The following is an 18,331-nucleotide window of genomic DNA, read 5'->3' on the forward strand; positions in this document are numbered from 1 at the left end:
CCGGCCGTCAGGTCCTGCATTGAGCCGTGTCCACTTGCTGAGTACCATGGCGGCTCCTCTTCCAGGCCGTGCTTTCCCGTATGCCTCCTGACGCCCAGCTCGCCCCACCGGACCCGATCCAGGCGCAGTCACGCCTGTGGACCTTCATTCTGCTGGGCAGTCTGGCCTTCCTCATCTATGGCAGCCTGGTGCCTCTCAACTACCAGCCGATGCCCTGGTCCGCGGCGGTGGCGGCCTTCCTCGCCCTGGGCGATGCTCCCCAGGGTAGCGGCGGCAGCATCGACTGGGCCAGCAACTTCCTGCTCACAGTCCCCATCAGCTTCGCCGCCGCCGCCCGCTTTCTGCCGGGCCGCTCGGGCCTGGGGCGGATCGGGGTCCGGTGCCTGATCCTGCTGGGGATCGGCCTGGTCTCCACCGGCGTGGAGTTTGCCCAGCAGTTCTTTCCACCGCGCAACATCTCCCTCAGCGACATCCAGGCCCAGGCGCTGGGGGCCCTTGCCGGCCTGGTGGCCCAGCGGGTCTGGGGCGCACCGGTGCACCGCTGGCTGGCTGGCTGGTGGCAGCAGGAGAAAGGCGCCGACCGCCTGATCCGTGCCCTCAAGCTCTACCTGGTGGTGCTGGCGGGCTTCACGCTCCTGCCCCTCGACCTGACCATCAGCCCGGTGGAGATCTATCACAAATGGTCCGAGGGGCGCGTCGTGCTGATTCCCTTCGCGGGCCTGCGGGGATCCCTGGCCGACAAGGTGTACGAGTGCTTCACCGACGTGGCCGTGTGGGTGCCGGTTGGCGTCTTCCTGAGCTTGTCGGGACGAGGCCGGGCGCTGCAGGTCGCCCTCTTCGGCATGCTGCTGGCGGCCGCTCTGGAGGGGCTCCAGCTCTTTGTGTACTCCCGCTGGACGGACGTCACCGACATCCTGCTGGCGGGTGTCGGGAGCCTCGCCGGCGCAGGCCTGGCACGGCATCTGCGCACACCGGGCAGCCATCCATCCACCGGCAGATGGTATGGCGCCTGGGCCGTCTGGGCGCTGACGATCCTGGCGCTGTTCTGGTTTCCCTTCAACTTCCAGCTCAATCCGGTGGACACGGCCCTGCTGCAGGTGCCGTTTGCCAACTATCAGGTTCAGGACGAATACAACGCCGCCAATGAACTGCTGCGCAAGCTCGGCCTGTTCCTGCCCGGCGGCCTGCTGTGGGGCATCGCCCGGAGCGGTCGTCGGCAGGACGGGCGGTCCAGCCGCTCCGGCCTTATCGCATTGCTGGGCGTCGCCCTGCTGGTGGAAGGCGGCCAGGTCTTTCTCCCCGGCAAGGTGGCCGACCTCACCGACGTGCTCCTGGAGCTCCTCGGCGGCGGCCTGGGCCTGGTGCTGGCGACCACGCTGATACGGGCCGCCCACCACACGACGGACCGCCCGGTCGAGGCCCGCCCGCAGCCGGCCCCGATTGCGGCGCCCGCGCCCTCTCGGCATGCCGCACCGCCACCGACCGACGCCGCCAGCCTGCCCGGGCCGGGTCACCACGTGCTGGCGGTGCTCGCGCTGGCGCTGCTGATCGGCATTGCCGTGCGCCTGCCAGGCGTGCCCTACAACGTGCGCGAGCTGGTGTCTGGCGGGCCTGCCGGCGTCTTCTCCCTGCTGGCCCTGGCCGCCGCCAGCTACCTGCTGGCCAACGCCGCGCTGCCCCTGGGCCGGGGCCGGCCCGCCTCCCGCATGCTGGCGGCGCCCCTGTGGCTCGCCGCCAGCGGCACGGTGGTCTTTGCCCTGCTGCGTGCCGGCGTCCCCACCGAGAGCATGGACGACATCGTCGGTTCGCCCATCCTGGGCTGGCCCTGGGAGTGGGAGCGCCTGGGCCGCTTCATCGCCCTGTGGATGGCGGTCAGCCTGCAGGTCGCGGGCGCCTTTGCCCTGGCGGCCACCCTGGGCCATGCGCGCCGCTTGCCGCTGCTGCTCAACTGGGCGATCGTGGCGGGCGTGTCCGCCGGCCCGCTGTTCCATGTGGTGATCACCCTTGCCGCCACCGACAACCTCACGGAGCTGGTGGCCCAGGGCGGCAGCTTCGTGGCCGCGAGCCTCGTGGCCCTGGGCCTGATGGCCGTGGCCCTGTGCGGTTCCTGCCTGTCGGCCCTGGTGGCAGGGGCCGGATCCCGGGCCGGACTGGCAACGGGCCTGCTGGCCGGGGCGGCCCTGGCTCCGGTGTGCTTCGTCCTCGGCACCGAGGCCACCATCGTCAAGTACGACAAGGTCTTTTCGGCCCTGCAGTTCCTGTTGAGCACCGACCGCGGCCACTACGCCACCGGAGCAGCACTGTGGCTGCGCCTGGCCGCGGCCCTGGTCATGGCTGCGCTCACCCTGGCCGCCCTGCAGCACCTCCACTGGCGCCGCCTGGCGACCCGCCCGCCCCGGCAGCGCAAGGCTTGACCGGGTGACACGGGCAACGCAGCATAGGTTGCCCGAGCCCCCGACACCACCATGCCCCCTTCCAACCACCCCGCCGAACCCGCGCCCGGCCTGCGTGCCAGGCCCCTGCTCGCCCTGCTGCTCGCCACCCGGCCGGCCTTTCTCGGGGTCACCCTGTTCGCCTGCCTGATCGGGCTGGCCACTGCCCACGGCAGCGGCGTCCTGCTCGACGTGCCCAAGGCCGTGCTGACCGTGTTCTTCGCCCTGGTCGCCCACGCCGGCATCAACGTGCTCAACGATTACTACGACGCCCGCAGCGGCGCCGACGCGGCCAACACCGAGCGCCTCTTCCCCTTCACCGGCGGCAGCCGCTTCATCCAGAACGGGGTGCTCAGCGAGGCCGAGACCGGGCGCCTGGGCTATGCCCTGCTGGCCCTGGTGGTGCCGGCGGGCCTGTGGCTCACGCTGCAGTCGGCCCCGGGCCTGATCCTCATCGGCCTGGCCGGGCTCTTCCTGGGCTGGGCTTACACCGCGCCCCCCTTCGCCCTGGTGAGCCGGGGCCTGGGCGAGGCCGCCGTGGCGGCGGGCTGGCTGACCGTGGTGGCGGGCGCCGACTTCGTGCAGCGCGGCAGCTTCTCGAGCACGCCCCTGGTGGCCGGCCTGTCCTATGCCCTGCTGGTGGCCGCCATCCTGTTCATCAACGAGTTCCCCGACCGGCGCGGCGATGAGGCCGCCGGCAAGCGCACGCTGGTGGTCCGCCTGGGGCCCGACAACGCCAAGTGGGCGCTCCTCGGCCTGGTGCTGGTGGCCTACGCCTGGCTGGTGCTGATGGTCGGGCGCGACCGCCTGCCCCAGGGCGCCGGCGCCGCGGCCATGACCCTGGTGTTCTCCTTCCGCGCTGCCCGCAACCTGATGGCCCACGCCCACGAGCCCGCCGAACTGGCCCCGGCCCTCAAGCTCACCATCCTCGCCGCCAACCTGCACGGCCTGCTGCTGGCCGCCACCCTGGCCTTCGGCCGCTGGCCCGGACCCACCCCATGAACCTTCATCTGCCCTTCACTCCCCACGACGTGCACGCCGTCATCTTCGACATGGACGGCCTGCTGCTGGACAGCGAGCGGGTGGCCCTGGCCACCGTCGCCGACGCTGCCGCCGAGCTGGGCGTGCCCTGGCGCTACGAGGTGGGCCTGGCCCTGGTCGGCCTCAACTCGAAGGACGGCCCGGCGGTGATCCGCCAGCACCTGGGCAAGGACTACCCCACCGCCGCGCTGTACGACACCTTCGGCCGGCTTTACGAACTGGCCATCGAGGAAGGCCGCATCCCCCTCAAGCCGGGCGTCCACGCCCTCTTCGACGTGCTCGACGCCCTGCCCCTGGGCCGCGTCGTCGCCACCTCCACCCGGCGCTCCCGGGCCGAACCCAAGCTGGCCGCTGTGGGCCTGCTGCCCCGGGTGCATGGCATGGTGTGCGGTGACGAGGTGGCCCGGGGCAAGCCTGCGCCGGACATCTTCCTGGCGGCCGCCGAACGCCTGGGGGTGGCGGTCGAACACTGCCTGGTGCTGGAGGATTCCAACGCCGGCGTGCGCGGCGCCCTCGCTGCCGGCGCCCGGGTGGTGATGGTGCCCGACCTGCTGCAGCCCGCCGACGACCTGCGCCAGGCCGGCGTACCCGTGGCGGCCAGCCTGCATGACATCGCCGGCTTTCTGGCCACGAGGGTCGGCTGATGCGCGCCGCCCTGCTCCTCGCCCTGCTGCTGCAGGCCAGCGGCGCCCTGGCCCAGGCCACCGGCTCCACCGCCTTCTGCCTGTTTCCCGTGCCGGCCGATGGCGGGGTGCAGCGCTGGATCAACCTGGGCATCGTCCAGTATGTGGAAGCCCGCAACGACGATGTCCGCATCTATTACGGCGGCGGCAACCTGGGGAGCGGCCACGAGGCCCGCATCCCGGTGAAAAGCCGCGAGGAGGCCGAAGCCGTCCTCGCCCGGCTGCGCCGCAGCGCCGCCCTGTGTGCTCAACCTGTCTCCGGAGGCTCACCATGAAACTGATCGGCATGCTGGATTCCCCCTTCGTGCGTCGCACCTTCATCACCGCCCGGATGCTCGGCATTCCCTTCGAGCACGAGTCCCTGTCGGTGTTTCGCAACTTCGACGCGTTTCACGCCATCAACCCCCTGGTGAAGGCCCCCACCCTGGTCATGGACGACGGCGAGGTGATGGTGGACAGCTCCCAGATCATCGCCTGGCTGGAACGCATCGCCGCCCCCGGGCACAGCCTGTGGCCGACGGACGACGACCTGTACCGGCGCTGCCTGCAGCTCACCAGCCTGGGCCTGGCCGCCGCCGAGAAGAGCGTGCATCGGGTCTACGAGACCAAGGTGCGCCCCCGGGAATTCCGCGACCCGGAGTGGCTGCGCCGGGTGGAAGGGCAGATCGCCGACACCTACGCGGTGCTCGAGAAACACGTGGGCGATGGCGACTGGCTGTGCGGCGAACACCCCACCCAGGCCGACATCACGGTGGCGGTGGCCTGGCGTTTCACCCATTATTCGGCCCCCGGCCTGGTGGCCGACAGCGACTACCCGGGCATCGCCGCCCTGGCCGCCAATGCCGAGGCCCTGCCGGCCTTCACCGCCGCCGACTACTCGTAACCCCCGCGTAACCCTGAAAGCACTCATGATCGGACGCATCACCGGCCGCCTGGCCGAGAAGAACCCGCCCCAGATCCTCGTGGACGTGAATGGCGTCGGCTACGAACTGGAGGTGCCCATGAGCACCTTCTACGGCCTGCCCGCCACCGGCCAGGCCGTGTCCCTGTCCACCCATCTGGCGGTGCGGGAGGACGGGCACTTCCTGTACGGCTTTGCCACCGAGGACGAGCGCACCGCCTTTCGCCAGCTCCTCAAGGTGGCCGGCATCGGCGCCCGCACCGCCCTGGCGGTGCTCTCCGGCCTGTCGGTGGCCGACCTGGCCCAGGCCATTGCGCTGCAGGAGAGCGGCCGCCTGGTGAAGATCCCCGGCATCGGCAAAAAGACCGCCGAACGCCTGCTGCTGGAACTGCGCGACAAGCTCGCCAAGGCCCTGCCCGCCGTGGCCGGCAGCGTGGCTGCCAGCCTGCCCGGCGACGACCGCAGCGACATCATGAACGCCCTGCTGGCCCTGGGCTACAACGAGAAGGAAGCTCTGGGCGCCACCAAGGCCCTGCCCGAGGGGGTCAGCGTCTCCGACGGCATCCGCCAGGCCCTCAAGGGCCTGTCGAAGGCCTGAACCACCGCCGCCATGAGCCAGAAACTCAAGCAGGGCTTCATGCGCAACGTCAAGCTGGGCGCCGGCAGCCTGCGCCTGCTCATGAACCTGTGGCCGCCCTTCATCGGCGCGGGCATCCATGTGGAGCACATCGCGGCGGATTACACCCAGGCCCGGGTGCGCATGCGCATGGGCCTGCTCAACCGCAACTACATGGGCACCCACTTCGGCGGCTCCCTGTACGCCATGACCGACCCCTTCTTCGCCCTGCTGATCATGCACCAGCTGGGGCGCCGCTACGTGGTCTGGGACAAGGCCTCGGCCATTGACTACAGGCTGCCCGGCCGGGGCACGGTGCACGCCACCTTCCGCATCACCCCGGCGCAGATCGACGCCATCCGCCAGGCCACCGCAGGCGGCGACAAGCACGAGCCGGTGTTCGGCGTTGACGTGCTCAACCGCCAGGGCGAGGTGGTGGCGCGGGTGGACAAGACGATCTACGTGCGCCTCAAGCCCGGCAGCTGAACGTCATTCCGGCCAGCGGCGGCGGCCATGCTGCGGAGCAGAAGAATCAGGGATAATCCCGCCATTCCGTTCCGGACCTCGCCCCCATGACACCCCGACGCATCGCCCAGCTGGCCATCACCGCCGTGCTGCTTCTCGGCTGCGCCTTCGTGCTCAGCCCCTTCTTCGCAGCGATCCTGTTTGCCGGCACGGTGTGCATCACCACCTGGCCCCTCTACCAGTCCCTGCTGCGCCGGCTGGGTGGACGGGACGGGCTGGCGGCCATCACCATGACCCTGCTCCTGACGGCCGTGCTGCTGGTACCCATGATCGGCCTCACCGCCTCCCTCACCGAATCGGCGGTGGACCTGGTGGACTACGTGCGCACGCTCATCGAGCAGTCCGACGGCCGTCCCCCCGCCTGGCTCAAGGAGATCCCGGTGGTGGGCGCCGATGTGGACGCCTACATCCGCAAGCTCACCCACAGCCAGGCCGAGATGCGCAAGCTGGCCCTGCAGGCCGTGGAGCCGGCGCGCAAGTTTGCCCTCGGGCTCGGCGGCGTGGTGGGCCAGGGGCTGCTGCAGATCTCCCTGGTGCTGTTCATCGTGTTCTTCCTGTACCGGGATGGCGCCCGCATCCAGGCCCAGCTCGAAACCGGCGCGGCGCGCCTGGGAGGCGAGCTGTGGGGCGAGCTGCTGGAGCTGGCCGGCAACACCGTCAAGGCGGTGATGATCGGCATCGTCGGCACCGCCGCGGCCCAGGCCCTGGTGGCCCTGGTAGGCTTCCTGCTCGCCGGCGTTCCGGGCGCGCTGCTGATGGCCGCCGGGGTGTTCTTCCTGTCCCTGGTGCCGGTGGGCCCGCCCCTGATCTGGGGTGGCGCAGCCTTCTGGCTCTATCAGCAGGGCGAAAATGGCTGGGCGATCTTCATGGTGCTGTGGGGCGTGCTGGCCATCAGCTCGGTGGACAACTTCCTCAAGCCCTTCCTGATCAGCCGCACCGCCAGCCTGCCCATACTGCTGATCGCACTGGGCGCCTTTGGCGGCGTGCTGGCCTTCGGCTTCATCGGCATCTTCCTCGGCCCCACCTTCCTGGCCCTGGGGCAGGCCCTGTTCACCAGCTGGACGGCCAGCCGCCAGCTTGAAGCGGAAACCCGCACCGAGAACGATAGCGACAGCGACAGCGATCTGGCCCGGGAGGGGCAGGCATGATCCACACCGACGACATCAAGGGCGGTAGCCCCGACCCCTCCGCCCGCCTCATCACCGGCCAGCGCGCCAGCAACCAGGAGGAAGCCCTGGAGCGGGCCCTGCGCCCCAAGCGCCTGGCCGACTACGTAGGCCAGCAGAAGATCCGCGACCAGCTGAGCATCTTCATCGAGGCGGCGCGCAAGCGCGGCGAGGCCCTCGACCACGTGCTGCTGTTCGGCCCACCGGGCCTGGGCAAGACCACCCTGGCCCACATCGTGGCCGCCGAGATGGGGGTTAACCTGCGCCAGACCTCCGGCCCGGTGCTGGAGCGGGCCGGCGACCTCGCCGCCCTGCTGACCAACCTGGAGCCCCACGACGTCCTGTTCATCGACGAGATCCACCGCCTCAGCCCGGTGGTCGAGGAGATCCTCTACCCGGCGCTGGAAGACTTCCAGATCGACATCATGATCGGTGAAGGCCCCGCCGCCCGCTCGGTGAAACTCGACCTGCCGCCCTTCACCCTGGTGGGCGCCACCACCCGCGCCGGCATGCTCACCAACCCCCTGCGCGACCGCTTCGGCATCGTCTCGCGGCTGGAGTTCTACACCGCCCAGGAGCTGGCCTACATCGTCAGCCGTTCCTCACGCCTGCTGGAAGTGGAGATCGACGACACCGGCGCCTTCGAGATCGCCCGCCGCGCCCGGGGCACCCCGCGCATCGCCAACCGCCTGCTGCGCCGGGTGCGTGACTACGCCGAGGTGCGCGCCAACGGCCGCATCACCGCCGAGGTGGCGGATGCTGCCCTGACCATGCTGGACGTGGATCACCTGGGCCTGGATCTGATGGACCGCAAGCTGCTGGGCGCGATGCTGGAAAAATTCGGCGGTGGCCCGGTGGGCCTGGACAACCTGGCCGCCGCCATCGGCGAATCATCCGACACCATCGAGGACGTGCTGGAGCCCTACCTCATCCAGCAGGGCTACCTGCAGCGCACGCCCAGGGGGCGCATCGCGACGGCATCCATCTGGCAACACTTCGGGCTGAGGGCGCCCGGGCAGGGTGGGCAGCTGTGGGACGAAGGTGCAGGCTGAAGTGCGCTTGAAGGGATGGTAGGGGCGACTTCAGTCGCCCGCGGACTTCGGTCACCGACATGCCCCTTCCCCACTGGGGCACCGGCGGGAGGGAAGACTAGCCTTGCGGGGCGCTGGCGATCAGGCGGACCCGGTCGGCGGTGCCGAGGAAATCGGCCAGGTTGTCCTGGTCGAAGGGTTCCAGGCACAGGTTGGCGGCCTTGGCGGTGATGGTCAGGCCGCCCTTCTGATCGCGGGCGATCCAGCCCAGCTGGATCAGGTGGCTGACCTTGCGGCGCACGGTCTCCCGCGGGATGCCGGTGGAAGAGCTGATCGAAAAGGCGTTGCAGGGGCGCAGGGGCAGCTTGCCGAAATCATCGTCGCTGCAGCGGATGGCGGCCAGGGCCTGATCGTCCAGCCCGAGCCCGCCGACGTTGTAGAGGCCCACCTCGCCAAGCACGATGGGCAGCAGCAGATCGCCTTCGAAGGCCGCATACAGGCGGACCATGTAACGCAGGTTGTAGCGGGAAAGCAGCAGGGCAGCGATGCGTTGCTGGCGTCGTGCCTGGACCCCAGGGTCTTCGTCGGCCATCGGGGCCAAATCGTGGGGCTGCGGGGTATTCATCTGTATCTCCGTGGCATGATCGGAACAGTTTCAAGTAACAACTTTTAACTGTTCATGAGCCCCTTGAGGATACACACCTCCGCCCGGTTTGACGCCTGGATGACTACCCGCTTTGAGCAGTCGCTCAAACCTGGCAGGCCAGGCCTTTCAGATATTCCCCTTCGGGTACGGCCAGACCGATGGGATGATCCGGCGCGGCGGACAGACGGTGGATGATGCGGGCTTCCACACCCACGTCGGCCGCCGCACTGGCAACGATCTTCTGGAACATCTCCTGGCCGATGCCACCCGAGCAGGAATAGGTCATCAGGATACCTCCCGGGTTGAGCAAGCGGAAGCCCAGGAGGTTGATATCCTTGTAGGCGCGGGCAGCCCGCTCGGCATGGGCCGCCGAGGGCGCGAACTTGGGTGGATCGAGGATGATCAGGTCGAACTTGCGCCCCTCGGTCTTGAAGCCGCGCAGGGCCTGGAATACGTCGTCCTCGCGCCACTCGGCACGGCTTGCGTCGAGCTGGGGGTTGTGGGCCACGTTGCGCGCCGCGGTGACGAGGGCCGGGCCGGACGAATCGATGGACACCACGCTCTTCGCGCCGCCGGCCAGGGCCTGCAGGGAGAAGCCGCCGGTGTAGCAGAAGCAGTTGAGCACGTCGCGGCCGACGGCCAGCTGGCCGGTGAGCAGGCGATTGTCGCGCTGGTCCAGGTAGAAGCCGGTCTTGTGGCCGCTGACCACGTCTACCTCCATGCGCACTCCGTTCTCGACGATGGTCAGCAGCTCGGGCAGCTCGCCGTGGGCCAGGCCGGTCACCGGGCCGAGGCCTTCGAGCTTGCGCACGTCCGAATCGGAGCGTTCGTACACCGTGCTGCAGCCGGTGGCCTGGACCAGCCCGGCGACGATGGCATCACGCCACTTGTCGGCCCCGGCGCTGGTCAGCTGGACCACCACCACCGACCCGAAACGGTCGGCGATGACCCCCGGCAGGCCGTCGGATTCCCCGTGGATCAGGCGCACGCCGTCCTGCCCCGCCAGCCAGGGATGCACCGCCCGCCGCGCCACCGACGCCGCCACCGCCCGCTTGATGAAGGCATGGTCGATGGACTGCTCCGGGTCGAAGGTCCACACCCGCGCCCGGATCTGCGACTCCGGCGACCACGCCGCCCGCGCCAGCGGCTTGCCGCGGGAATCCATCACCAGCACCGTATCCCCCGGCCGCGCCCGGCCCTCCAGCCGGTCCACCGAACCCGCGAAGATCCAGGGATGCCGCCGCACGACGGTACGGTCACTGCCAGGTTTGAGAATCAGATCAGCCATGAGGAAATCACCAAGCTTCTAAAATAAGGAGTCGCCACACATTCGAGGTGCGCAGAAAGCGTAGCGAGCAGGTCGAGGTTGTGCCGAGAAGCGCAGCCGTACTGGAGTACGGCGAGCATCGCAGGCGCAAGATCGGCCTGCGCAGTAGCTTTATGCGCGCCTCAGCCGAGTTGGCGGCGAAGGATGTGAGAGACCATATCGCCGATGCGCGTCACGTAGAGCGTGCCCATCTCGGGATAGAAGCGCTCCGGGTCTTCGCTGCCCATGGCCAGCAGGCCGAAGGTCTGTTCGTCCCGGCGCAGGGGCACCAGGGCCACCGAACGGATCTGCCGACCGGCCGGGCCGAACCAGTTGGTGATCTCCTTGAGGGCCGGGGCACCGCAGTAGGGCTGGACCAGATCGCCAGTGAAAAAGCGCACCTCCTCCCCCACCGGCAGGAACTCGGGGCCGCTGCGCGACAGCACGCTGTTCCACACCCGGAAGGCCACGTGGGGCACGGAGAAGTCTTCCTTGAGGTGCACATACACCGCCGTGCGGATCGACTCGAAATCCTCGGCTTCGAGCAGGCTCAGGCTGAGGCGATGCACCTTCTCGCCGATGGCGTCGTTCTCCTCGCCGAAGGACAGCAGCTCTGCGAACTTGTCCTCGAGCTGGGCGATGCGGTCACGCAGGGCGATGAGCTGGCGTTCGGTGAGGGAGATGGCCTGCCCGTTGTGCGGATGGGTCACCGTCAGGTCAGTCAGCAGGGTCGAGTTCCGGTCGAAGAAGTCGGGGTTTTCCTGCAGGAACTGGATGACGTCGGAAGGATTCATGGCGTGGGGCCGGAGCAGGTGGAGCAGGAGAGATTCAGGGAAGGGTCAGGGTGCCGCTGAACACGGTGACCGCCGGGCCGGTCATCATCACCGGGGTGCCGACGCCGTTCCAGGCGATGCTGAGCTCGCCGCCGCGGGTTTCCACGGTGACCGGCGACACCACCAGCTCACGCAGGATGCCCGCCACCACGGCGGCGCAGGCGCCGGTGCCGCAGGCCAGGGTTTCGCCGGCACCGCGCTCGAAGACGCGCAGGCGGACACGGTGCTCATCGACGATCTGCAGGAAGCCCGCATTGACCCGGGCCGGGAAGCGCGGGTGGTGCTCGATGAGCGGGCCCTGCCCGGCCACCGGAGCGGTGTCCACGTCGGCCACCACCTGCACGGCGTGGGGGTTGCCCATGCTCACGGCGGTGATGGCCACGGTGGTGCCGGCCACGTCGAGGGGCTGCACCCAGGCATCGGACTCGCTGACGAAGGGCACCTCGGCGGGGGTCAGCACCGGCACGCCCATGTCCACGGTCACGTTGCCGTCGGCCTCGAGGCGCGGAGTGATGATGCCTTTCTTGGTCTCGACGCGGATCTCGCGCTTGTCGGTGAGGCCCTGGTCGAAGACGAAGCGGGCAAAACAGCGGGCGCCGTTGCCGCACTGCTCCACCTCGCCGCCGTCGGCGTTGAAGATGCGGTAGCGGAAATCCACCCCCGGCGCCTGGGCCGGCTCGACCACCAGCAGCTGGTCGCAGCCCACCCCGAAATTGCGGTCGGCGAGGTAGCGCACCTGGGCTTCGGTGAGCTGGATGTCCTGACGCACGGCGTCGATCATCACGAAATCGTTGCCGAGGCCGTGCATCTTGGTGAAGGCGAGTTCTTTGCTCATATGACGAGATCCATGTAGTCGCGCCACACGCAGCGGTCCATCACCACGGTGATGCCGGCGGCCTGGGCGCGGGCGGCGGCGGCTTCGTTGATCACCCCGTCCTGCAGCCACAGACGCTTCACGCCGAGGGCGATGCATTCATCAACGACCGGGTCGATCTGGTCACCGGCACGAAATACATCCACCATATCCACGGCGAATGGAATCTCGGAGAGGCGCGCCCAGGCTTTTTCGCCGAGAATTTCGGCAACGGCCGGGCGAACCGGTACGATGCGGTAACCGAAGCCCTGCATCGCGCGGGAAACCCGGTAACTCGGGCGCTCCGGGCGCGGCGACAGGCCGACGACGGCAATGGTCTTGACCTCCTGCAGCAGGCTGCGGATCTGGTCGGGTGAGGGATTGGCAAACATGGCGGGATTCTACCGGATTGGCGGTGCCCGCAAACCTTGGAGGCGGCCGCCGGCCGCCGGGTCGCAAGGCCCGTTCTGGAGAGTGTGATGGATCGGAAAGCACGGCCGGGTGTCGTGAGAAGTGTTATCGGGGGGCTGTGGCGGGCGATTGACCGCTTCCGGCAGATCAGTCTCAACATCCTGTTCATCGCGGTGGTGGTCTTTCTGGTGGCTGGCTGGCTGGCAGCCCGGCCGACGCCCCTGCCCTCGGACGTGGCGCTCTTGATCGCCCCGAGCGGGCAGCTGGTCGAGCAGCGCACCGTGCGCAGCGCCATGAGCGTGCTGCAGGGTGGCGACGGCATCCGCCAGATCCTGCTGCGCGATGTGGTGGACTCCATCCGCGCCGCCGCCACCGACCCGCGCATCAAGGCCCTGGTGATCGAGACCGACGGCCTGGCCGGCACCGGCCTGCCCAAGCTGCAGGAGATCGCCGCGGCGGTGGCCGAGTTCCGCAAGACGGGCAAGAAGGTCTATGCCCACGGCAAGAACTTCAACCAGGTCCAGTACCACCTGGCCGCCCAGGGCGATGAAGTCTTCGTCAGCCCGGACGGTTACGTCTTCCTGTCGGGCTTCGGACGCTTCCCCACCTACTACAAGGGCCTCTTCGAACAGGTCGGCGTGAAGATGCAGATCTTCCGGGTGGGCACCTACAAGTCCTTCGTCGAGCCCTACACCCGCAGCGACATGTCGCCGGAAGACCGGGAGGCCACCCGCGACTACCTGGACGCCGCCTGGAAGGCCTACCAGGCCGACATCGTGGCGGTGCGCCCCAAGGCCGCCGCCCACCTGGCCCGCTATGTGGGCGATACCGCGGCCCTGCTGGCGGAATCCGGGGGCGACGCAGCCCGCATGGCCCTGGGCGCCGGGCTGGTGGATGGCCTGAAGACCGCCGACGAGTGGCGTGAGCACCTCAAGGCCCAGCTCGGGGCCGGTGAGCAGGGCAAGGGTTACAAGCACGTGGACATGGGCACCTACATCTCGCGGATGCGTGAGGAAACCACCGCCCCCGCAGACAAGATCGGCGTGGTGGTGGCCCAGGGCGCCATCGTCGATGGGGAGCAGCCCTCCGGCGTGGTGGGGGGCGACACCGTGGCCGGGCTGATCCGCCAGGCCCGGGAAGACAAATCCATCAAGGCCGTGGTGCTGCGGGTGGACAGCCCGGGCGGCAGCGCCACCGCCTCCGAGGTGATCCGTCGCGAGCTGGAGCTGACCCGCCAGGCCGGCAAGCCGGTGGTCGTCTCCATGGGCTCGGTGGCGGCCTCAGGTGGTTACTGGATCAGCATGGCCGCCGACGAGGTCTGGGCCGGGCGCAGCACCCTCACCGGGTCCATCGGCATCTTTGCGATGCTGCCGGATCTGTCGGGCCCCCTGAACAAGCTCGGCCTGGCGGTGGACGGCGTGGGCACCACCCCCCTGTCCGGCGGCCTTGATCCCCGCCGCCCCCTCGACCCGCAGGTGGCCGGGGTGCTCCAGCAGAGCATCGAGTTCGGCTACAAGCGCTTCCTCGAGCTGGTGGGCAAGAGCCGCAAGATGGACGTGGCGGCCGTGGACCAGGTGGCCCAGGGCCGCGTGTGGCTGGGCAGTCAGGCAAAGGAAAAGGGCCTGGTGGACAAGATCGGCGGCCTTGACGAAGCCATCCAGGCCGCCGCCAGCCGCGCCCATATCAAGGAGTACGAAGTCAGCTACGTGGAGAAGCCCCTGTCCCCGCGGGACCAGCTGCTCTCCAAGCTGCTCGACAATGGCGAGGACGCCGAAGGGGCCCGGGCACGGGTTTCACTGGTGGACAGCACGCTGGCCAGACTGCGCAGTGAGCTGGAAGGCCTGGCCCTGTGGAACGACCCGGGGCACATGTATCTGCACTGCCAGTGCGAGGCGCCCTGAGCACTGGTGAAGAAGCCCTCAGTTTGAGGCTCGGTAGGGGCGACTGAAGTCGCCCCTACGCGTCTTGCCAACGCAGCCGGTATGCCCTACCAGCGCTTGATCACCCACTTGGGCACGCGGATGCCGCTGTCCTGGGCGTCGCGGCGGGTGAAGTCGCCGTTGCCGATATCGTCGTAGAGGTAATAGGGCACGCCCCCCGGCGGGGTGACCTTGACCATGTAGAGCTGGCCATTGACCCGGTATTCCTCCACCGTGTCCTCGCCCTTCTTCGTGATGGTGACCTGGGGCTCGGCGGCCTGGTCGAGCTCCATGCCCGGCGGCGGGGGCGGCGGTTCGGGCAGGGGTTCGAGCTTGGGGGGCTGCTGGGCCCAGGCCGGGGCGGCGAGGGCGAGCAACAGGGCGGCAATGTAAGGTGCGCGGGGCATTTTCGTTATCTCCTGGCTATGCCGCAATTGTAACCCCTGGCCGATCGGCTACAGGTTGAGCATCAGCTCGTGCTCTTCGGGCAGGGGCAGGAAGCCGCGGCTCTGGTAGTGATCGAAGATGGCATCCACCACCTTTTCCGGCTCGTCGATCACCTGGATCAGGTCCAGATCGTCCGGATTGACCATACCCTCGGCCACCAGCCGCTCCTTGAACCAGTCGATCAGCCCGCGCCAGAAAGGTTCATGCACCAGGATCACCGGGATCTTGCGGCTCTTGCCGGTCTGGATCAGGGTCATCGCCTCGAGCAGTTCGTCCAGGGTGCCGAAGCCACCGGGCATCACCACGTAGGCCGTGGCGAACTTGACGAACATGAACTTGCGCGCGAAGAAGTGCTGGAAGGTCTGGGAGATGTCCTGATAGGGGTTGGCCTGCTGCTCCATGGGCAGCTGGATGTTGAGCCCCACGCTGGGCGACTTGCCGAAGTAGGCCCCCTTGTTGGCCGCCTCCATGATGCCGGGGCCGCCCCCCGAGATCACCGAGAAGCCCGCATCCGACAGCAGCCGGGCGATCCGCTCGGTGGTGGCGTAGTAGGGGTGATCGGGCTTGGTGCGGGCGCTGCCGAAGATGGACACCGCCGGGCGGATGGGCTTGAGCCGCTCAGTCGCCTCGACGAACTCTGCCATAATCCCGAAAATCCGCCACGACTCCCTGGCCGTGAAGTTCTGCGCCGCCGTGCTCGGCGCCATCCGGGGAAGTTTGTCTTTTGCAGTCATTGATTTTCTGATTGAGGAGTGCGGGAGGCCCGGCTTGCCCGGCCCTCCCCGATTGCCCATGCCGACCCTGCTGCTCGTCGACGGTTCCAGTTACCTGTACCGCGCCTTCCATGCCCTGCCCGATCTGCGCAACTCGGCGGGCGAGCCGACCGGTGCCGTGCGCGGGGTGCTGTCCATGCTACGTCGCCTCGAATCCGACTACAAGGCGGAGTATCGCGCCTGCGTATTCGACGCCAAGGGCAAGACCTTCCGCGACGAGTGGTTTCCAGACTACAAGGCCCAGCGCCCGCCCATGCCCGACGACCTGCGGGCCCAGATCGAGCCCCTGCACGAAGCGGTGAAAGCCGAAGGCTGGCCGCTGCTGATGGAGGACGGCGTGGAGGCCGACGACGTGATCGGCACCCTCACCCGCCGGGCCGTGGAGGCCGGCTGGGAGGTGGTCATCTCCACCGGCGACAAGGATCTGACCCAGCTCGTCCAGCCCGGCGTGCGCTGGGTGAACACCATGAGCGAGGAGGTGCTGGACGAAGCCGGCGTGACCGCCAAGTTCGGCGTGCCGCCGAATCTCATCGTCGACTACCTCACCCTGATCGGCGACACCGTGGACAACGTGCCCGGCGTGGAGAAGTGCGGCCCCAAGACGGCCGTCAAATGGCTCACCGAATACGGCAATCTGGACAACCTGGTCGCCAACGCCGACAAGGTGAGCGGCAAGGTCGGTGAAAACCTGCGCAAGCACCTGGACTTCCTGCCCCTCGGGCGACGGCTGGTCACCGTGGTCACCGACCTCAAGCTGCCCGTCGGACCCGCCGACCTGCCCGCCCGGGAGGACGACAAGGAAGCCCTGGCCGCCGTCTACCGGCGCATGGAATTCAAAGGCTGGCTGAAGGAGCTGGAAGAGGGCGTCCATCGCCCGGTGGCAGCGCCTGCAGACCAGGCCGCCCCCGTGGAAGCCCCGGGCGAACCCGGCGCCCACCGCACAGGCTACGAAACCCTGCTCGACCGCAGCGCCCTGGACGCCTGGCTGGCAAGGATCTCCGCCGCCAGCCTCACCGCCTTCGATACCGAGACCACCGGCCTCGACCCCATGGTGGCCACCCTGGTGGGCATGTCCTTCGCCACCGTCGAGGGCGAGGCCGCCTACCTGCCCCTGGCCCACACCTACGCCGACGCCCCGGCCCAGCTGCCCCTGGCCGAAGCGCTCGACGTGCTGCGCCCCTGGCTCGAATCCGACACCCACCGCAAGGTCGGCCAGAACCTCAAGTACGACGCCCACATCCTGGCCAACCACGGCATTGCCCTGGCCGGCATTGCCGACGACACCCTGCTCGAGTCCTACATCCTCGAGAGCGACAAGTCCCACGACATGGACTCCCTGTCCAGCCGCCACCTGGGCATCAAGACCCTCACCTACGCCGAGGTCTGCGGCAAGGGCGCCAAGCAGATCGGCTTTGGCGAGGTGGAGCTGGCCCGGGCCACCGAATACGCCGCCGAAGACGCCGACATCACCCTGCGCCTGCACCACGCCCTGTCACGCCAGCTGGAGGCCGAGCCCACCCTCGCCGCCCTCTACCGGGACGTGGAGCTGCCCACCGCCCGGGTGCTCTTCGAGATGGAACGCAACGGCGTGCTGATCGACGATTTCCTGCTCGCCCAGCACTCCGAGGAGCTCGGCCGCCGCCTGCACGAGCTGGAGCTGCAGGCCCATGAGCTGGCCGGCCAGCCCTTCAACCTGGGTTCGCCCAAGCAGCTCGGCGAGATCCTGTTCACCAAGCTGGGCCTGCCGGTGGTCAAGAAGACCGCCACCGGCCAGCCCTCCACCGATGAAGACGTGCTCACCCAGCTGGCCGAGGACTACCCCCTGCCCAAGCTGCTGCTGGAGCACCGCAGCCTGGCCAAGCTCAAGAACACCTACACCGACAAGCTGCCGCTGATGGTGAACCGCCGCACCGGCCGGGTGCACACCAGCTTCAGCCAGGCCGTGGCCGTCACCGGGCGCCTCGCCAGCACCGAGCCCAACCTGCAGAACATCCCCATCCGCACCCCGGAAGGCCGCCGCATCCGCGCCGCCTTCATCGCCCCGGCGGGCCACAGGATCGTGTCGGCCGACTATTCGCAGATCGAGCTGCGCATCATGGCCCACCTGTCCGCCGACCCGGGCCTGCTCAAGGCCTTTGCCGAAGGCGAGGACGTGCACCGCGCCACCGCCGCCGAGATCTTCGGCATCACCCCGCTGGAAGTCAGCAGCGAGCAGCGCCGCTACGCCAAGGTGATCAACTTCGGCCTGATCTACGGCATGAGCGCCCACGGCCTGGCCAAGAACCTGGGCATCGACCGGGTCGCCGCCGCCAACTACATCGACCGCTACTTCGCCCGCTACCCCGGTGTGGCCGCTTACATGGAGCGCACCCGTACCGAGGCCAAGCTCCAAGGCTACGTCGAGACGGTGTTCGGGCGCCGCCTGCACCTGCCCGAGATCCGCGCCCAGCAGGTGGGCCGCCGCCAGGCCGCCGAGCGGGCCGCCATCAACGCCCCCATGCAGGGCACCGCCGCCGACCTGATCAAGAAGGCCATGATCGCCACCTCGGCCTGGCTCCGCGAGTCCGGCGTGAAGAGCAAGCTCATCCTGCAGGTGCACGATGAGCTGGTGCTCGAAGTGCCCGACGACGAGGTCGCCCTGATCCGCGAACAGCTGCCCCGCCTGATGGCCGGCGTGGCGCAACTTTCCGTGCCCCTGGTTGCCGAAGTGGGCGTCGGCGCAAACTGGGACGAAGCCCATTGAGCCCC

At 68.8% G+C, this 18,331-nt stretch carries 18 protein-coding genes; 11 read left to right on the forward strand and 7 right to left on the reverse strand.

Features of this window, described 5'->3' with window-relative positions:
- The first annotated feature begins 80 nt into the window (after positions 1-80).
- From L6Q67_RS05910 to ruvB, 9 genes are all read left to right on the forward strand, one after another.
- A complete protein-coding gene (locus L6Q67_RS05910; protein WP_296566712.1) occupies positions 81-2,414 on the forward strand; it encodes a VanZ family protein in 2,334 nt (777 codons plus the stop codon).
- Positions 2,415-2,465: 51 nt separating this feature from the next.
- A complete protein-coding gene (locus L6Q67_RS05915; protein WP_296566715.1) occupies positions 2,466-3,434 on the forward strand; it encodes a prenyltransferase in 969 nt (322 codons plus the stop codon).
- On the forward strand, positions 3,431-4,117 hold the full coding sequence (locus L6Q67_RS05920) for an HAD family phosphatase (RefSeq protein WP_296566717.1): 687 nt from the start codon (positions 3,431-3,433) through the stop codon (positions 4,115-4,117). The genes L6Q67_RS05915 and L6Q67_RS05920 overlap by 4 nt, the downstream gene beginning before the upstream one ends.
- Positions 4,117-4,431: a hypothetical protein gene (locus tag L6Q67_RS05925; RefSeq protein WP_296566720.1), complete on the forward strand. Its 315-nt coding sequence runs from the start codon at positions 4,117-4,119 to the stop codon at positions 4,429-4,431. Before L6Q67_RS05920 ends, L6Q67_RS05925 begins: the two co-directional genes overlap by 1 nt.
- Positions 4,428-5,039 carry a glutathione S-transferase family protein gene (locus L6Q67_RS05930; protein ID WP_296566723.1) on the forward strand — a complete coding sequence of 204 codons (612 nt, stop codon included), beginning with the start codon at positions 4,428-4,430 and terminating at the stop codon, positions 5,037-5,039. The genes L6Q67_RS05925 and L6Q67_RS05930 overlap by 4 nt, the downstream gene beginning before the upstream one ends.
- 25 nt (positions 5,040-5,064) lie before the next feature.
- The gene (gene ruvA / locus L6Q67_RS05935; RefSeq protein ID WP_296566725.1) at positions 5,065-5,655 is read left to right on the forward strand and encodes a Holliday junction branch migration protein RuvA; all 591 of its coding nucleotides are present in this window, start codon (positions 5,065-5,067) and stop codon (positions 5,653-5,655) included.
- A 12-nt stretch (positions 5,656-5,667) separates the two neighbouring features.
- Positions 5,668-6,159: a DUF4442 domain-containing protein gene (locus L6Q67_RS05940; RefSeq protein ID WP_296566727.1), complete on the forward strand. Its 492-nt coding sequence runs from the start codon at positions 5,668-5,670 to the stop codon at positions 6,157-6,159.
- A gap of 86 nt (positions 6,160-6,245) precedes the next feature.
- Positions 6,246-7,346 carry an AI-2E family transporter gene (locus L6Q67_RS05945; RefSeq protein ID WP_296566730.1) on the forward strand — a complete coding sequence of 367 codons (1,101 nt, stop codon included), beginning with the start codon at positions 6,246-6,248 and terminating at the stop codon, positions 7,344-7,346.
- Positions 7,343-8,416 (forward strand): Holliday junction branch migration DNA helicase RuvB, encoded by a 1,074-nt coding sequence (gene ruvB / locus L6Q67_RS05950; RefSeq protein WP_296566733.1) that lies wholly within the window; start codon positions 7,343-7,345, stop codon positions 8,414-8,416. Before L6Q67_RS05945 ends, ruvB begins: the two co-directional genes overlap by 4 nt.
- 97 nt (positions 8,417-8,513) lie before the next feature.
- Here ruvB and L6Q67_RS05955 read toward each other — a convergent pair whose 3' ends face one another.
- The 5 genes from L6Q67_RS05955 to L6Q67_RS05975 all read right to left on the reverse strand — a co-directional run bounded on the left by L6Q67_RS05955 (position 8,514) and on the right by L6Q67_RS05975 (position 12,425).
- The gene (locus tag L6Q67_RS05955; RefSeq protein WP_296566735.1) at positions 8,514-9,020 is read right to left on the reverse strand and encodes a hypothetical protein; all 507 of its coding nucleotides are present in this window, start codon (positions 9,018-9,020) and stop codon (positions 8,514-8,516) included.
- Positions 9,021-9,144: 124 nt separating this feature from the next.
- Positions 9,145-10,329 carry a class I SAM-dependent methyltransferase gene (locus L6Q67_RS05960; RefSeq protein WP_296566738.1) on the reverse strand — a complete coding sequence of 395 codons (1,185 nt, stop codon included), beginning with the start codon at positions 10,327-10,329 and terminating at the stop codon, positions 9,145-9,147.
- A gap of 161 nt (positions 10,330-10,490) precedes the next feature.
- Complete coding sequence (locus L6Q67_RS05965) at positions 10,491-11,141, reverse strand: DUF484 family protein (protein ID WP_296566740.1); 651 nt, start codon at positions 11,139-11,141, stop codon at positions 10,491-10,493.
- Between the two features lie 34 nt (positions 11,142-11,175).
- On the reverse strand, positions 11,176-12,015 hold the full coding sequence (gene dapF / locus L6Q67_RS05970; RefSeq protein WP_296566743.1) for a diaminopimelate epimerase: 840 nt from the start codon (positions 12,013-12,015) through the stop codon (positions 11,176-11,178).
- Positions 12,012-12,425: a CoA-binding protein gene (locus L6Q67_RS05975; RefSeq protein WP_296566745.1), complete on the reverse strand. Its 414-nt coding sequence runs from the start codon at positions 12,423-12,425 to the stop codon at positions 12,012-12,014. Before L6Q67_RS05975 ends, dapF begins: the two co-directional genes overlap by 4 nt.
- A gap of 87 nt (positions 12,426-12,512) precedes the next feature.
- On the opposite strand from L6Q67_RS05975, the gene sppA reads away from it, so the two are divergent.
- On the forward strand, positions 12,513-14,345 hold the full coding sequence (gene sppA / locus L6Q67_RS05980; protein ID WP_296566748.1) for a signal peptide peptidase SppA: 1,833 nt from the start codon (positions 12,513-12,515) through the stop codon (positions 14,343-14,345).
- An 86-nt stretch (positions 14,346-14,431) separates the two neighbouring features.
- On the opposite strand, the gene L6Q67_RS05985 is transcribed toward sppA, so the two are convergent.
- Entirely contained in the window at positions 14,432-14,770 is a 339-nt protein-coding gene (locus L6Q67_RS05985) for a DUF2782 domain-containing protein (protein ID WP_296566751.1), read from the reverse strand.
- A 48-nt stretch (positions 14,771-14,818) separates the two neighbouring features.
- Positions 14,819-15,544, reverse strand: coding sequence for a TIGR00730 family Rossman fold protein (locus L6Q67_RS05990; protein ID WP_296566754.1), 726 nt, complete (start codon positions 15,542-15,544; stop codon positions 14,819-14,821).
- A gap of 58 nt (positions 15,545-15,602) precedes the next feature.
- On the opposite strand from L6Q67_RS05990, the gene polA reads away from it, so the two are divergent.
- Positions 15,603-18,326, forward strand: coding sequence for a DNA polymerase I (gene polA / locus L6Q67_RS05995; protein ID WP_296566757.1), 2,724 nt, complete (start codon positions 15,603-15,605; stop codon positions 18,324-18,326).
- The last annotated feature ends 5 nt before the right edge of the window (positions 18,327-18,331 follow it).

The sequence above is a fragment of the Zoogloea sp. genome (assembly GCF_023150065.1).
In the GTDB taxonomy this organism is placed as follows: Bacteria; Pseudomonadota; Gammaproteobacteria; order Burkholderiales; family Rhodocyclaceae; genus Zoogloea.

Bases quoted from the DNA above. Each gene is read 5' to 3' on its own strand.
- L6Q67_RS05910 (WP_296566712.1), top strand. From the start codon at position 81: ATGCCTCCTGACGCCCAGCTCGCCCCACCGGACCCGATCCAGGCGCAG.
- L6Q67_RS05915 (WP_296566715.1), top strand. From the start codon at position 2,466: ATGCCCCCTTCCAACCACCCCGCCGAACCCGCGCCCGGCCTGCGTGCC.
- L6Q67_RS05920 (WP_296566717.1), top strand. From the start codon at position 3,431: ATGAACCTTCATCTGCCCTTCACTCCCCACGACGTGCACGCCGTCATC.
- L6Q67_RS05925 (WP_296566720.1), top strand. From the start codon at position 4,117: ATGCGCGCCGCCCTGCTCCTCGCCCTGCTGCTGCAGGCCAGCGGCGCC.
- L6Q67_RS05930 (WP_296566723.1), top strand. From the start codon at position 4,428: ATGAAACTGATCGGCATGCTGGATTCCCCCTTCGTGCGTCGCACCTTC.
- ruvA (WP_296566725.1), top strand. From the start codon at position 5,065: ATGATCGGACGCATCACCGGCCGCCTGGCCGAGAAGAACCCGCCCCAG.
- L6Q67_RS05940 (WP_296566727.1), top strand. From the start codon at position 5,668: ATGAGCCAGAAACTCAAGCAGGGCTTCATGCGCAACGTCAAGCTGGGC.
- L6Q67_RS05945 (WP_296566730.1), top strand. From the start codon at position 6,246: ATGACACCCCGACGCATCGCCCAGCTGGCCATCACCGCCGTGCTGCTT.
- ruvB (WP_296566733.1), top strand. From the start codon at position 7,343: ATGATCCACACCGACGACATCAAGGGCGGTAGCCCCGACCCCTCCGCC.
- L6Q67_RS05955 (WP_296566735.1), bottom strand. From the start codon at position 9,020: ATGAATACCCCGCAGCCCCACGATTTGGCCCCGATGGCCGACGAAGAC.
- L6Q67_RS05960 (WP_296566738.1), bottom strand. From the start codon at position 10,329: ATGGCTGATCTGATTCTCAAACCTGGCAGTGACCGTACCGTCGTGCGG.
- L6Q67_RS05965 (WP_296566740.1), bottom strand. From the start codon at position 11,141: ATGAATCCTTCCGACGTCATCCAGTTCCTGCAGGAAAACCCCGACTTC.
- dapF (WP_296566743.1), bottom strand. From the start codon at position 12,015: ATGAGCAAAGAACTCGCCTTCACCAAGATGCACGGCCTCGGCAACGAT.
- L6Q67_RS05975 (WP_296566745.1), bottom strand. From the start codon at position 12,425: ATGTTTGCCAATCCCTCACCCGACCAGATCCGCAGCCTGCTGCAGGAG.
- sppA (WP_296566748.1), top strand. From the start codon at position 12,513: ATGGATCGGAAAGCACGGCCGGGTGTCGTGAGAAGTGTTATCGGGGGG.
- L6Q67_RS05985 (WP_296566751.1), bottom strand. From the start codon at position 14,770: ATGCCCCGCGCACCTTACATTGCCGCCCTGTTGCTCGCCCTCGCCGCC.
- L6Q67_RS05990 (WP_296566754.1), bottom strand. From the start codon at position 15,544: ATGACTGCAAAAGACAAACTTCCCCGGATGGCGCCGAGCACGGCGGCG.
- polA (WP_296566757.1), top strand. From the start codon at position 15,603: ATGCCGACCCTGCTGCTCGTCGACGGTTCCAGTTACCTGTACCGCGCC.